The organism is Mesorhizobium sp. BH1-1-5, from assembly GCF_020165615.1.
Classification (GTDB): domain Bacteria; phylum Pseudomonadota; class Alphaproteobacteria; order Rhizobiales; family Rhizobiaceae; genus Mesorhizobium.
Genome location: NZ_JAIUIM010000021.1, coordinates 114,509 through 128,642 on the forward strand (window position 1 = coordinate 114,509; position 14,134 = coordinate 128,642).

12 protein-coding genes are annotated in these 14,134 nt (G+C 65.0%); 5 read left to right on the top strand and 7 right to left on the bottom strand.

Going from position 1 to position 14,134, the window contains the following annotated elements; translation table 11 throughout:
• Positions 1-3: 3 nt before the first annotated feature.
• The 3 genes from LB572_RS25170 to LB572_RS25180 all read right to left on the bottom strand — a co-directional run bounded on the left by LB572_RS25170 (position 4) and on the right by LB572_RS25180 (position 3,235).
• Positions 4-1,254, bottom strand: coding sequence for an LLM class flavin-dependent oxidoreductase (locus tag LB572_RS25170; RefSeq protein ID WP_224669630.1), 1,251 nt, complete (start codon positions 1,252-1,254; stop codon positions 4-6).
• A complete protein-coding gene (locus tag LB572_RS25175) occupies positions 1,251-2,213 on the bottom strand; it encodes an LLM class flavin-dependent oxidoreductase (RefSeq protein ID WP_224669631.1) in 963 nt (320 codons plus the stop codon). The genes LB572_RS25170 and LB572_RS25175 overlap by 4 nt, the downstream gene beginning before the upstream one ends.
• Before the next feature lie 101 nt (positions 2,214-2,314).
• The gene (locus LB572_RS25180; protein ID WP_224669632.1) at positions 2,315-3,235 is read right to left on the bottom strand and encodes a LysR family transcriptional regulator; all 921 of its coding nucleotides are present in this window, start codon (positions 3,233-3,235) and stop codon (positions 2,315-2,317) included.
• A 132-nt stretch (positions 3,236-3,367) separates the two neighbouring features.
• Here LB572_RS25180 and LB572_RS25185 point away from each other — a divergent pair, with 132 nt between their 5' ends.
• The 4 genes from LB572_RS25185 to LB572_RS25200 all read left to right on the top strand — a co-directional run bounded on the left by LB572_RS25185 (position 3,368) and on the right by LB572_RS25200 (position 7,745).
• Positions 3,368-4,594, top strand: a complete 1,227-nt coding sequence (locus LB572_RS25185; protein WP_224669633.1) for a urate hydroxylase PuuD — start codon at positions 3,368-3,370, stop codon at positions 4,592-4,594.
• Between the two features lie 2 nt (positions 4,595-4,596).
• Positions 4,597-5,910, top strand: coding sequence for a guanine deaminase (gene guaD / locus LB572_RS25190; protein ID WP_140807157.1), 1,314 nt, complete (start codon positions 4,597-4,599; stop codon positions 5,908-5,910).
• 75 nt (positions 5,911-5,985) lie between these two features.
• The gene (locus LB572_RS25195) at positions 5,986-6,489 is read left to right on the top strand and encodes a heme-degrading domain-containing protein (protein ID WP_224669634.1); all 504 of its coding nucleotides are present in this window, start codon (positions 5,986-5,988) and stop codon (positions 6,487-6,489) included.
• Positions 6,486-7,745: a glycerate kinase gene (locus LB572_RS25200; protein WP_224669635.1), complete on the top strand. Its 1,260-nt coding sequence runs from the start codon at positions 6,486-6,488 to the stop codon at positions 7,743-7,745. Before LB572_RS25195 ends, LB572_RS25200 begins: the two co-directional genes overlap by 4 nt.
• Before the next feature lie 99 nt (positions 7,746-7,844).
• On the opposite strand, the gene LB572_RS25205 is transcribed toward LB572_RS25200, so the two are convergent.
• From LB572_RS25205 to LB572_RS25220, 4 genes are all read right to left on the bottom strand, one after another.
• Positions 7,845-9,314, bottom strand: a complete 1,470-nt coding sequence (locus LB572_RS25205) for a UdgX family uracil-DNA binding protein (protein ID WP_224669636.1) — start codon at positions 9,312-9,314, stop codon at positions 7,845-7,847.
• A gap of 2 nt (positions 9,315-9,316) precedes the next feature.
• Positions 9,317-10,552 (bottom strand): putative DNA modification/repair radical SAM protein, encoded by a 1,236-nt coding sequence (locus LB572_RS25210; RefSeq protein WP_224669637.1) that lies wholly within the window; start codon positions 10,550-10,552, stop codon positions 9,317-9,319.
• Positions 10,553-10,641: 89 nt separating this feature from the next.
• A complete protein-coding gene (locus LB572_RS25215; RefSeq protein WP_224669638.1) occupies positions 10,642-12,048 on the bottom strand; it encodes a glutamine synthetase family protein in 1,407 nt (468 codons plus the stop codon).
• A gap of 11 nt (positions 12,049-12,059) precedes the next feature.
• A complete protein-coding gene (locus tag LB572_RS25220) occupies positions 12,060-13,439 on the bottom strand; it encodes an aspartate aminotransferase family protein (protein WP_224669639.1) in 1,380 nt (459 codons plus the stop codon).
• Between the two features lie 145 nt (positions 13,440-13,584).
• Between LB572_RS25220 and LB572_RS25225 the strand changes: the two genes are divergently transcribed.
• Positions 13,585-14,031, top strand: coding sequence for a hypothetical protein (locus LB572_RS25225; protein WP_224669640.1), 447 nt, complete (start codon positions 13,585-13,587; stop codon positions 14,029-14,031).
• Positions 14,032-14,134: the final 103 nt, after the last annotated feature.

Here is a 14,134-nt window from a genome sequence, read left to right on the forward strand (position 1 = left end):
GCTTCACACAGGCCGCTTCAGGCCGAGATGCTCGCGCAGCGTCCGGCCTTCATAGTCCTTGCGGAACAGGCCGCGCCGCTGCAGCTCCGGCACGACAAGCTTTGCGAAGGCGTCGAGCTCGCCCGGGAACCAGGACGGCATCACGTTGAAGCCATCGGCGGCGCCGCCTTCGAAGCGCTCCTGCAGTTCGTCGGCGATTTCTCCAGCCGTGCCGATGACGCGCCAATGGCCGCGCGCGCCGGCAAAGTAACGCGCAAGCTCGCGAATCGAGAGCCCGTCGCGGCGCGCTTGCTCGATGACCAGCGCCTGCCGGCTCTTCATGCCTTCGCTTTCCGGCAGCTCGGGCAACGGTCCGTCGATCGGGTAGCGGCCGAGGTCGGAGATGCTGAGATAGCTGGAGAGCAGCGCCACGCCGACATCGTCGGGAATCAATTCCTGCAGCGCATCGTATTTGGCCTGCGCCTCGGCTTTCGTTGCCGCCACGATCGGCGCCACGCCGGGCATGATCTTCACATCGTCCGGCTGCCGGCCATAAGCGGCGAGCCGAGCCTTGAGGTCGTCGTAGAAGGCCTTGGCCTCCTCGAAGGTCTGCGCCGCCGAGAACACGACATCGGCGGTGCGCGCGGCCAGATCCCTGCCGTCATCGGAAGCGCCGGCCTGCACCATCACCGGCGCGCCTTGCGGCGAGGGCGGGATGTCGAGCCGATCGCGCACCGAGAAGCTCTCGCCGTCATGGCCGGCGGCGCGCCGGTTCCACAGGCCGGTAACCACCGTGGCGAACTCGCGTGCCCGCGCATAGCGGTCGGCATGCGGCCGCAAACCCGTCGCGCCGAAATTCGCGGCCTCGATCGGGCTTGCCGAGGTGACGAGGTTCCAGCCGGCGCGCCCGCCGCTCAGATTGTCGAGCGAGGCGAACATGCGCGCCAGTCCGTAGGGCTCGTTGTAGCTGGTCGATGCCGTCGACACGAGGCCGATGCGCTCGGTCCGCGCGGCCAGCGCCGACAGCAGGCTGATCGGCTCGAAGCCGATCGAGCGCGAGGTTTGGCTGGCGATGTTGACATTGGCCTCGCGCAGGCCGGCGGCGTCCTCGCAGAACACCATGTCGAACTTCGCCGCTTCCGCCGTGCGCGCCAGCTTTATGTAGTGGTCGATGTCGATGCCGGCCGTCACATGCGCATCCGGATGGCGCCAGGCGGCGATGTGATGGCCGGTCGCCCATAGGAACAGGCCGAGTTTCATCTGGCGCGTGCTCATGACCTGCCATCCTCGCCCAACCCGAGACGATCGCGCAGCGTCCTGCCTGGTTTTGCCTTGGCAAATCCGTGTTGCTCGAGGTCCGGCAGCAATCGTTCGACAAAATCCTTCAAGGCGTCGGCCCGAGGCTGCACTGTCAGGACGATGCCGTCACAGCCGGATGAGAGGCATAGCGCTTTTAGGCTGCCGCCATCGCGTTCCTGCCGCGCATCGGCGCCCGCCAGCATCCTGATCGTCATTGGGTCGCGTCCCGCTTCGTGCGCCCTGCGTTTTATCTCCTCGCAGGCGGCTCTCGCCTCCGGCGGCTGACGCTTGTCCAGCAGCACGACATCGGCCCGAAGACTGGCGAGATCGAATTCGGCCTCCGCCAGGCCGGCCATCGCCAGCACCGGCCTGTCCTGCGGCGAGCGGGCGACATTAAGCGGGCCACGCACCGAGAAGAATTCGCCGGTGAAGTTCATCGGGCGCATCTTGTCCGGATCATGGAAGCGGCCTGATGCCTTGTCGAACAACAAGGCGTCGTGTTCCCAGCCGATCCACAAGAGCCCTACGATGTTGATGAACTCCCTGGCGCGGCGGCGAAAGTCGTCATCCGAAAACCCTTCCGGCCGGCTGAAGTTCGCCGCCTCGCGCGGATTCTGCGTCATCGTCGCGTTCCAGCCGATACGGCCGTGGCTGATGATGTCCAGCGAAGCGAAACGGCGCGCGAGATTGTAAGGCTGGTGCGCGAGCGTCGAGGCGCTGGCGACGAGGCCGATACTGTCGGTCACGGCCGCCAGGGCGGCCAGCAATGTCGTCGCTTCGAAGGGGCTGCTCGATGGCGCCTCCGCGGAGTCGGAAATGATAGCCATGTCGACGCCCGCCGCTTCCAGGTCCCGCACGAAGGCACTGATCTGGCCGAAGTCCAGGACGTCCTGTCCGTCGGCGGCGGCGATGTTGAGCGAAACGGCGAGATGCATGTGGCGGCCCATTCGGCGGCGACGACGTCTCGCAGCCATCCGGCTACCAACCTAGGCCGGCTTTCGCGCAAGGCAACCGGCGCGGATGGGCCACGCGGCTATCACTTCCCCGCCAAGACATCCTTGATCAGCCGCTGGCAGCGCTCGGCCATGAAATCGAGCAGCAGCCGCACCTTCGGGTCCTGCAGCTTCTTGTGCGGATAGACGGCGGCAAATTGCACCGGTGTCGGCGGTGTCTTGGCTAGGATCACCTTCAGCCGCTGGTCGCGGATGAAGGGCTCCACCTCGAAGCGCGGCTTGTTGATGATGCCCCGCCCCGACAGCGCCCAGCCGGTCAGCACGTCGCCGTCGTCGGTGTCGTAGGGACCATGCACTTCGAGCTTCTGCACGCCGCCCGGCGTCTGCAGCGTCCAGACGAACTCGCGCGTGCCGGCGTAGCGCAGCATCAGGCAGTCGTGTTTCTTGCCGACAAGTTCCTGTGGTTCGGCCGGCTCGCCGCGCGTTTCCAGATATTTCGGCGCCGCCACCAGCACGCGCTCGCATTCCATGATGCCGCGCATCCTGAGGCTCGAATCCTCGATGATGCCGAGGCGGAAAGCGACGTCGATGCCTTCCTTCATGATGTCGACATTGTGGTCGGAGAGCCTGAGCCGCACCTCGATATCGGGATATTTGTCGTGGAAGTCGGGGATGCCGGAAGCGATCAGCCGGCGGCCGAGGCCGAGCGGCGCCATGACCCGGATGGTGCCGCGCGGCTGTCCGGAAAGGGCCGCCACCGCGGCTTCCGCCTCGGTGATCGCGTCCAGCACCTGCTTGGCGCCGGTGTAGAACACCGTGCCATGCTCGGTCGGCATCAACTGCCTTGTCGTGCGGTTGAAGAGCCTGACCCCTAGATGCTTCTCCAGTTCCTTGATGCGGTTGGAAGCCACCGCCGGCGAAATGCGCATGTCGCGCCCCGCCGCCGACAGATTGCCGAGCTCGACGACACGGACGAAGACGGCAATGTTGTCGAGATAGGCCATGCGTGGCTCTCATGCGGCTGCGTAAAGCAACCCTAGTATTTTTTATTTTTTTTTGAAAGTCATCGCGCACCTCGCCTCTTTTCGTTTGCGCGCCAGACCGTAAAGTCGCTCTCATCGGCAGGGACGATCTCAATGATGGATTTCGCGATTTTCTGGGACTGGCTGAGTTTTGCGGTCCGCTGGCTGCATGTCATCACCGGCATCGCCTGGATCGGCTCGTCCTTCTATTTCGTTGCCCTCGACCTCGGCCTGCGCCAGCGTCCCGGCCTGCCCGCCGGCGCCTTCGGCGAGGAGTGGCAGGTGCATGGCGGCGGCTTCTACCACATCCAGAAATACCTGGTGGCCCCGGCTGAAATGCCGGAACACCTCACCTGGTTCAAATGGGAATCCTACGCCACCTGGATGTCGGGCTTCGCCATGCTCTGCGTGGTCTACTACGCCGGCGCGGACCTGTTCCTGATCGACCCCAATGTGCTGCCGATGTCTGCCCCGGTCGCCATTCTGCTCTCGATGGCGACGATCGCCTCGGGCTGGATCGTCTATGATCTGCTCTGCCGCTCGCCGCTCGGCAAAAGCGACACCGGGCTGATGCTGGTGCTCTATGGCGTGCTGGTGTTCATAGCCTGGGGGCTGACGCATCTCTTCACCGGCCGCGCCGCCTTCCTGCATCTCGGCGCCATCACCGCCACGATCATGTCGTGCAACGTCTTCATGATCATCATCCCCAACCAGAAGATCGTCGTCGCCGACCTGATCGCCGGTCGCAAGCCGGACCCGAAATACGGCAAGATCGCCAAGCAGCGCTCGCTGCACAACAACTACCTGACCTTGCCGGTCCTGTTCCTGATGCTGTCGAACCACTACCCGCTGGCTTTCGGCACTGAGTTCAACTGGGTCATCGCCTCGCTGGTCTTCATCATCGGCGTGTTGATCCGCCACTATTTCAACACCGTGCATGCCAGGAAGGGCAACCCGACCTGGACCTGGCTTGGCGCCGCCGTGCTGTTCATGATCATCATCTGGCTGTCGACCGTGCCGAAGGTGCTGACCGGCGAGCCGAAGACCTCGGCCGTCTCCGCCGCCGCGCAGGTCTACATCGCCTCAGCGCATTTCCCGGCGGTGCGCGACACCGTGCTCGGCCGCTGCTCCATGTGCCACACGGAAGAGCCGGTCTATGAAGGCATCTACCATGCGCCGAAGGGCGTGCTGCTCGACACCGACGAGCGCATCGCCGAGCATGCGCGCGAGATTTATATCCAGGCCGGCCGGGCGCATGCCATGCCGCCCGCCAATGTCAGCCACATCACCGACCAGGAACGGGCCCTTCTGGTCGCCTGGTTCGAAGGCGCCGGAAAGTAAGCATGACAGCGAAAATTCTGCGCGGCCGCACGCTCTCCTTCCTGCGTTGGCCCGAAACGATCGACGACCATTCCGCCTGGCATTATGAGGAGGATGGCGGGCTGCTGATCGACAATGGCAAGATCGTTGCCGCCGGCTCTTATGCGGAGGTCTCGACGAAGGCGGGCGCAGGCGTCGAGACGATCGACCATCGCCCGCATCTGATCCTGCCCGGTTTCCTCGACGCGCATGTGCATGTGCCGCAGATGCAGATCATCGCCTCCTACGGCGCCGAGCTGCTCGACTGGCTGAACAAATACACCTTTCCGGAAGAATCGAAGTTCCAGAACGCGCAGCATGGCCGCCGCATCGCCAGGCTGTTCCTCGACGAGATGCTGCGACAAGGCACGACGACCGTCGTCGCCTACTGCTCGGTGCACAAGTCTTCGGCCGAGGCCTTCTTCGCCGAGTCGCATGAGCGCAACATGCTCAACATCGCCGGCAAGGTGATGATGGACCGCAACGCGCCGGACGGAGTGCTCGACACGCCGCAAACGGGCTATGACGACAGCAAGGCGCTGATTGCCGAATGGCACGGCAAGGGCCGCCAGCTCTATGCCGTCACGCCGCGCTTCGCGATCACGTCGACGCCCGAGCAGATGGAGATGGCCGGTGCGCTCTGCCGCGAATATCCCGATCTCCACATGCAGACGCATCTGTCGGAAAACCACGCCGAGATCGCCTTCACCCAGGAACTCTATCCCTGGTCGCGCGACTACACCGACGTTTATGAACACTACGGCCTGCTCGGCAAAAAGAGCCTGTTCGGCCACTGCATCCATCTTTCCGAGCGCGAGGCGGACGCGCTGTCGCAGTCGGGCTCGGTGGCGGTGTTCTGCCCGACCTCCAATCTCTTCCTTGGCTCCGGCCTGTTCGACTACCAGCGTTATCGCCGGCGCGAGGCACCGCTTCGCATCGCAGCGGCCACCGATGTCGGCGGCGGCACCAACTATTCGATGCTGCGCACCATGGACGAGGGCTACAAGGTGATCGCGCTGAACGGCGAGAAACTGAACCCGTACCAATCCTTCTGGCAACTGACGCGCGGCAATGCCGAGGCGCTGTCGGTGGCCGACAAGGTCGGCACGCTGGAGGAAGGCACCGACGCCGACATAGTCGTGCTCGACGCCCGTTCGACGCCGGCGATGCGGCTCAGGATGGAGACGGTGGAAACGCTGGCCGAGGAACTCTTTCTGCTGCAGACGCTGGGCGACGATCGCGCCGTGCGCGAGGTTTATGTGGCGGGCCGGCCGGCGAAGAGCGCGATTGTCGCATAGATTAAACGTGCTCTTCGCTTGACCCCGCGTCAGCCATCGGCCAAAGCGTGCGGCGACATTTGACAGGGGAACGCCATGGCCACCGCCGACGACATCGCTCTGATCAAGCAACAGGAAGCCGCGCTGGTCTTCCCGGCTTTCGATGAGGCCGTCGCCTTCAAGATCGGTTCCGCTATCCGGGACCGCGCCCTGAAGGAAAACCTGCCTGTTATCGTCGACATCAGGACCTTCGACAGGCCGCTCTTCTATGCCGCGATGCCGGGCTCCAACGCCTCCAATCCCGACTGGGCGCGGCGCAAGATCAATGTCGTGAAGCGTTATCTGACAAGCACCTATCGCCTCGTGCTCGAGCAGCAGCGCCCGGACCGCACCTTCAAGGTCGGCGAGGGCCTGGATATTGCCGACTATGTGCTGGCCGGCGGCGGCTTCCCGGTCACGGTGAAGGGCGCCGGCGTCATAGGCGTCATTGCCGTTTCGGGCCTGCCCGAACGCGAGGACCATGGCGTCGTCGTCGATGCGCTTTGCGCTCACCTTGGCATCGATGCGAGCGGGCTCGCGCTGCCGCCGGAAGAAAAATGACCGACCCGAAAAGCCTCCTCACGTCGATCTTCAACGCCGCCGTCGCCGCCGCCGATCCGGAAAAGACGATCCGCGACCATTTGCCGGCAAAACCCAAGGGCCGCACCATCGTCATCGGCGCCGGCAAGGGCTCGGCGCAGATGGCGGCGGCCTTCGAGAAGGTCTGGGACGGCCCGATCGATGGCCTTGTCGTCACTCGTTACGGCTATGGCGCCAGATGCGAGCGCATCGAGATCATCGAGGCGGCGCACCCGGTGCCGGACGCCGCCGGCCTTGAGGCATCGCGCCGCTTGCTGGAGAAGGTGCGGGGGCTGACAGCCGACGATCTGGTCGTGGCGCTGATTTCCGGCGGCGGCTCGGCGCTGCTGCCGTCGCCGGCCCCCGGCCTGACGCTTGCCGACGAGATCGCCGTCAACGAGGCGCTGCTCGCCTCCGGCGCGCCGATCGCGGCGATGAACACCATCCGCAAGCATGTCTCGACCATCAAGGGCGGCCGCCTTGCCGCCGCCGCGCACCCGGCGCGTGTGGTGTCGCTGGTCGTCTCAGACATCCCCGGCGACAATCCGGCGCTGGTCGCCTCGGGCCCGACCGTTCCCGACACCGGCAGCCGCGCGGATGCGCTGGCCTCGATTGCTGCCTATGGGATGAAGCTGCCGGCATCGGTCATGGCACATATCAATTCACCGGCCGCCGATGCGCCAAGCCCCGACGATCCGCGCTTTGCCGGCAATGAGGTGCACCTGACCGCCTCCGCCGGTGTGTCCCTGGACGCCGCCGCCGCCGAAGCCAAGCGTCAAGGCATCGAGGCGGTCATCCTGTCGGACGCGATCGAGGGTGAGGCGCGCGAGGTCGGCGGCGTCCACGCCGCGATCGCGCGCGAAGTGGCGACCCGCAATCGACCCTTCAAGAAGCCTGTGCTGATCCTCTCCGGCGGCGAAACGACCGTGACTTTGCGCGCCAAGGGCAAGGGCGGCCGCAATTCCGAATTCCTGCTCGCCTTCGCCATCGGTATCGATGGCGTGAACGGCATCCACGCGCTGGCCGCCGACACCGACGGCATCGACGGCTCGGAGAACAATGCCGGCGCGTTTGCCGACGGCTCGACCGTGTCGCGCATGCGTGCGGCCGGCGTGGACGCCAAGGCGATGCTTGCCGGCAACAATGCCTGGACTGCGTTCAACGCGGTTGGGGATCTGTTCGTGCCGGGTCCCACGGGCACGAACGTGAATGATCTGAGGGCGATTCTGGTTAGGTAGCGCGGAGCCCCGCAGAACTCGTCATCCTCGGGTCTGCGCGCGTCACTTCGCTCCTTGCTCCGCCCGTGGATGACGAAGTCGGGTAGGCTTCCGTCCAGGTCACGCCCCCATCAACTCCCTCACTTTCCGCATATCGTTGAGGAATCGCCCCCGTTCCGCCTCCTTGTCCTCCTGCTCGCGTATGCGCAGGATGAAGGACGGGTGGATGGTCAGGAACACCCTCAACCCATCGTCGCGCTCGACCACGTCGCCGCGCATCTTGGTGATCGGCACCGCCTTGCCGAGCAGTGATTGCGCCGCCGTCGCGCCAAGCGCCACCACGAGGTTTGGCTTGATCAGGTCGAGCTCCTTGTCCAGCCACCACCGGCAGGCCTGGATTTCGCCGGCATTGGGCTTCGAGTGGATGCGCCGCTTGCCGCGCGGTTCGAATTTGAAATGCTTCACCGCATTGGTCACATAGACCTTGCGGCGGTCGATCGCGGCGTCGTCCAATATGCTGTCGAACACCTTGCCGGCAGGCCCGACAAACGGCTTGCCGGCCAGATCCTCCTGGTCGCCGGGCTGTTCGCCGACGAAGATCACCTCGGCGTTCTCCGGCCCTTCGCCGAACACCGTTTGCGTCGCATCGCGCCAAAGCGGACAGCGGTGGCAGCCTCTCGCAACCGCGCGCAGTTCCGGGATCGTATCGGCGTTTTCGGTTTCATCGGCATTGGCCGGCTGCGGCACCGGCCAGTGCTTGGCCTTCACCTTGGCGTGGTGCGGTGCTGGGGTGGTGGGCATCCGGGCGATCATGTCTGACGCGGCTTTGTCCGCTCCTGCTATCAGATCGGGAATGAGCGAGGCCTCGGGAAGGTTCCGCCAATATTTCTTCGGCATCTCCTTCTGCATCGCCTTCACCTTGAGGCGGGCCGGGTTGAAGATATTCTCGAAATAGGTCCGCCACAGCGCCTCGGCATCGTCTTCCGCCGGCGCGTCACGCTTGCCGGCGCCGGGTCCGATCGCCAGCCGCTCACCATCCCAGTCGGCCGAGGCATGCGGCGTCAGGATCGTCCAGCGCATGCCGGTGAAACGGCGCACGAAGAAATCGGCATTGCGCTCGACGATGAAATGCTCGGGCTCGAACCAGGCGACAAAGCGCTCCTCCGCGCCTTCGCCAATCCTCCGGAAGCGCACGAAAGCGCGCATCTTGTGGATGTCGCGCCCCACCGCCTTTTCCATCGCCTCCAGCTTCCGGATATCGGGATCGGTAGCGATCGAAAGCAGCTTCGGCTCTGAGCGCAACCGCCAAAGCAGCCGGTAGAGAAAGCCGAAGCGCTCGGGATCGCAATGGCAGACGACGGTCTCTGCGCACTCGATAAAGTCGCGCGGCACGACAAGCCGCGCATCGGCTTGCGCAGCCGGCAAATCTTTGCCGCGGGTTTCGCCATCCGGCTCGACCTGCCATGCGGCATCCTCCGGCGGTATGTCATTCGTCGCCAGCCGCCGCGCCGCGTCGCGCCAGCCGGCAAAATCGGTCTGGCTTTCGAGCCGGACGAGATGGACGGCGAGGTTGAGCTGAGTATTGGCCATGATCAGAACAACGACAGCTGTTCGCAGGAACGCGTGATCACCTGGCGCAAGCCGGCCTTGTCGGTCAGCGCGCCAGGCGACCAGCCTTCCGCGATGATGAAGGGCCGCACCTTGGCGACCGAGTGGCATATGCGCCCGACATCCTCGAGCCGCAGCCGCCGGTGGCGGCGTGTCTCGATGATCCGGTCGATGACCTTGGTGCCGAGGCCGGGAACGCGCAGCAGCGCTTCGCGCTCGGCGCGGTTGACGTCGACCGGAAAGCGGCCCCGGTTGCGCAGCGCCCAGGCAAGCTTGGGGTCGACAGCGAGGTCGAGCATGCCGTCATTGCTGCCGTCCAGGATTTCCGGCTGCGAGAAGCCGTAGAAGCGCATCAGCCAGTCCGCCTGGTAAAGCCGGTGCTCGCGCATCAGCGGCGGCTTCTGCAAGGGCAGCGATGACGATGAATCCGGGATCGGGCTGAAGGCGGAATAGTAGACGCGGCGCAGGTGGTAGCTGCCATAGAGCCGGGCGCTGGCGCGCAGGATGCCGTCGTCGGACGTCTTGTCGGCGCCCACGATCATCTGCGTCGACTGGCCGCCCGGGGCGAAGCGCTCGCGCTTGCGGCTCTGCAATGTCGGCTCGGCCTTTTCCTCGATCTTGCGGCGCAGCTTGGCCATCGAAAGCCGGATCGTTTCCGGCTTCTTTTCCGATGCCAGCTTCTTCACGCCTTCGTCTGTCGGCAGTTCCACATTGATCGACAGCCGGTCGGCATAGAGACCAGCCATCTCGATCAGCTCCGCCGACGCTTCGGGAATGGTTTTGAGGTGGATATAGCCGCCGAATTTTTCCTCGATCCTGAGCCGCCGCGCCACTTCGACCATCTCGCCCATCGTCTCGTCCGGCGAGCGGATGACGCCGGACGACAGGAACAACCCCTCGATGTAATTGCGGCGGTAGAAATCCATCGTGAGCTTCACCACCTCGTCGACGCTGAAACGGGCGCGCCGCACATTCGAGGACGAGCGGTTGATGCAATAGCTGCAGTCGTAGATGCAGAAATTGGTGAGCAGGATTTTCAAGAGCGAGATGCAGCGCCCGTCCGGTGCGTAGGAATGGCAGATGCCGGCCCCCTCCGTCGAGCCGATGCCGCCCGATCTCAGCGAGTCGCGTTTCGCCGACCCGGAAGAGGCGCAGGAGGCGTCGTATTTGGCGGCGTCGGACAGGATCGCCAGTTTCTCGCGGACGGAAAGCACAGCCATTTGTTCATGATATGTTCCAGAAATGCAATTGGCTATAACTTTTGATTGCCGTCCGCAAAACGTGATCGCCGCGCCTGTCGCGCCAGCCCTCACACCTCGTGCAGATAGAGGTGGTAGTCCAGCTCGCTGACGGTGCGCGCGACGCGCAGATACTCGGCCTGCTTGATCGCCACGAAGGTGCGGTGCAGGTCGGGACCAAGCGCCGATTTCAGGAAGTCGGAGCTCCTGGCCGCCTCGATCGCGGCGCGCCAGTCGGCCGGCATGGTCGATTTCTCCGGGGCCTGCTCGTAGCCGTTCCCCGTCGTCTCGGAACCGGGGTCCAGGCCCTCGTCCAGGCCCTTGACGATGCCGGCCAGCACCGTTGCGGCGATCAGATAGGGGTTGGCGTCGACGCCCGACGGCCGGTGCTCGATGCGGCGGTTCCTGGCGTCGCCCGCCGGCACGCGCAGCGCCACCGAGCGGTTGTTGACGCCCCAGCTCGGCGCTACGGGCGCATAGGATTGCGAGACGAAGCGCCGCCAGGAATTGGCATGCGGCGCAAACACCAGCATCGATTCCGCCATGGTGTGGATGAGGCCGCCCAGCGCGTTGAGCAGCTTTGGCGACCATTTCTGGCCGGCGGCCTCGGTGAAGACGTTGCGGCCGGCATCGTCCTGCAACGAGACGTGGAAATGCATGCCGGAGCCGGCATAGGCCTCGATGGGCTTGGCCATGAAGCAGGCGGTGACGCCGTGCCGCCGCGCCTGCGCCCTGACCAGCCGCTTCAGCATGACCAGGTCGTCGGCTGCCCGCATCACGTCCTTGCGGTAGTTCAGCGTCAGCTCGTACTGGCCGGGCGCGTATTCGGAAATGACCGTTTCGGCTGGAATGCCCTGCGCCTTGGCCGCGGCGTAGATGTCGGAAAACAGCGGCTCCATGCCGTGCAGATGGTCGACCGAATAGACCTCTGTCTTCGCCGAACGGCGGCCGTCGAGCACCGCGCGGGCAGGCTGCACCTTGCCGTCGGCGTCGCGGTCATTCGACAGCAGGAAAAACTCGAGCTCGAAGGCGCCGGCCGGATGCAGGCCGCGTGCAGCCAGCAGTTCCACCTGCCTTGCCAGCACCAGCCGTGGGTCGGAGGTCATCGGCTGGCCGTCGAGATGGTGCATCGACATCAGCAACTGGCCGCGTGGCGGCTTGGTGCCGAAGAGCGGCACCAGCGTGCCGGGGATCGGCCATGCCCTGAGGTCGCCGTCGCCGGTGTCCCACACCAGTCCGGTTTCGTGCACGTCCTCGCCGGTGATGTCGAGGCCGAGGATCGAGATCGGCAGATGCCGGCCGTTCTCGAAAATGCCCATCAGCTCGTGCCGGCGCACGATCTTGCCGCGCCCGATGCCGTTGGCGTCGGTGAGCACGATGTCGAACGCCTCGATCTCAGGATGCGCGTCGAGAAAGGCTTTCGCCTCGGCGGGCGTCGAGCCTGAAGGCGACGTGGTGACGGCGTTCGGATTGTCCATTGCCGCTTTTCTCATGCCGCAAGCCTGGCCGCAACCGCGGCGAAGGCTGCGATCAGCCGGCTCACTTGCGCTGACGTCGTCGCCGGCGAGATCAGCATCATGTTGTGGAACGGCGCGATCAGCACGCCGCGATTGACCAGCGCGACATGAATGGCGGCTTCCAGCTCCGGCGCGTGCGCCTTTTCCGCTTGGCCGCCGTTTCCGAGCGGCCCGGGCGCACAGATGAACTCGACGCGCGCGCCGACCCGCGCGACATGCCAGGGCAGCTTGTTTCGATTGATCACAGCGGTCAGCCCGGCATCGAGCCGGCGTGCCAGCCGGTCCATATGCACATAGGCTTCCTCGGTCATCACCTCTTCCAACGTGGCGCGCATCGCCGAAAATTGCAGCGGGTTCGCCGACAGGGTCGTGCCCATGCCGGAATAGCCGGGTTCCTTGGTCTGGTTGTAGGCGGCGTAGCGGGTGGCGATCCCTTCGCTCATCCCCCAGATGCTTGCCGGCACGCCGCCCGCCACCGGCTTGCCGAGCACGAACAGGTCGGGCTCCAGCCCGTGCATGCGCGTGTAGCCGCCGGGGCCGGTCGAAATCGTGTGCGTCTCGTCGATCAGAAGCAGCGTGCCGGCCACGCGGGTCAGGCGCCGCAGCGCGTCGTGGAAGCCGGGTTCCGGCAGCACCATGCAGGAATTGGTCAGCACCGGCTCGGTGATGACGCAGGCGACGTCGCGGTCGGCCAGCGCGGCCTCGAGCGCGGCAACATCGTTGAATTCGACGATTTTCGTTGCCCGCGTCAGGTCGCGGAATTCGCCGGCCAATCCAGGGCGGTTCACCGGCTTGCCGTCGATCAGCCGCACCATCGTCTCGTCGACAGAGCCATGATAGCAGCCGTTGAAGACCAGGATCTTTTCGCGCCCGGTCACGGCGCGGGCGACGCGCAGCGCAAAACGGTTGGCGTCGGTGGCGGTTGTGGCGATCTGCCAATAGGGCAGTCCGAAGCGCTGTTGTAGAAGCGTGCCGATTGCCAGCGCATCCTCGCTGGGCAGCATGTAGGTCAGGCCGCGCGCTGCCTGCCTGCGGATCGCGCGGGCAACCGGCGGCGGCGAATGGCCAAGCATCGAGCCGGTGTCGCCCAAGCAGAAATCGTCAAGCCTGTTGCCGTCGACATCGGTGATGGTGGCGCCTTTGGCGCCGTCGACCAGGATCGGGAACGGCGTCGGCCAGTCGGTCATCCAGTGCATCGGCACGCCGCCGAGGAAACCGGCGATGCCGTTGCCGAGCTTCGCCTCGGATTTCGGCCGCGCCTTGCGGAAGGCGGCCGCTTCCGCCTCGCGCAATTCGGCGATGCGGGCGATGTCGATGCCGCCGATGGAAGTCCGTGAATCCGATGCCTGCATGAAAACCCCTGTGTTTCGCGCGGCACTGTGCCAATCGGATGGCAAAACCGCAATTGGCCGCGCCGGGGGCTCGCGTTGGATCAGCGCACTTGACCCCGCGTGGCCGTCGGGGCCTCAATGCGGCCAGGGCAGGGAGGAGGGGGAAATGCGGACAGTTCTTTGTGCGGCAGTGCTTCTTGCGTCGGCGAATGGGGCTTTCGCCTCGGGTGCGCTCTGGTGCTCGGTCGACGACGCCAAGGTCGCCTTCCAACTCGACGCTGGCGTGACCCGGGGCCTGGGCGGGCCGACCTTCAATTTCCGGGGTGATCTGGAGATCAAGGCCCGTCCCGCCGCCGACAGCCTGCGCAAGACGGTGTTCGAGGATCAGAATCTCGCGCAATATTGGCTCGACGGCGAGGAATTGCGGCTGCTCGTCTACCGCGAGCACGAAGCCAAGGACAACTACCGTTCGGTGGAACTGACGATCCTGACCAAGGCCAAGGACGAAGGCACCTATGACGGGCGCTACATGCTCGCGGTTTACGACGGCACGGCAGGCGTGGACAGCGATCCCGTCGAGCTCAAGGGCGATGTTTCCTGCGGAGCGGAATGATCAAATCGCAGTAGGCAGTAGGCAGTTGGAGTGCACCCCAAAACTGAGACAAGGATATAAGGGACAGTCCTGAGAGAGGGACTGATGCCTCAAAGACGGAAAT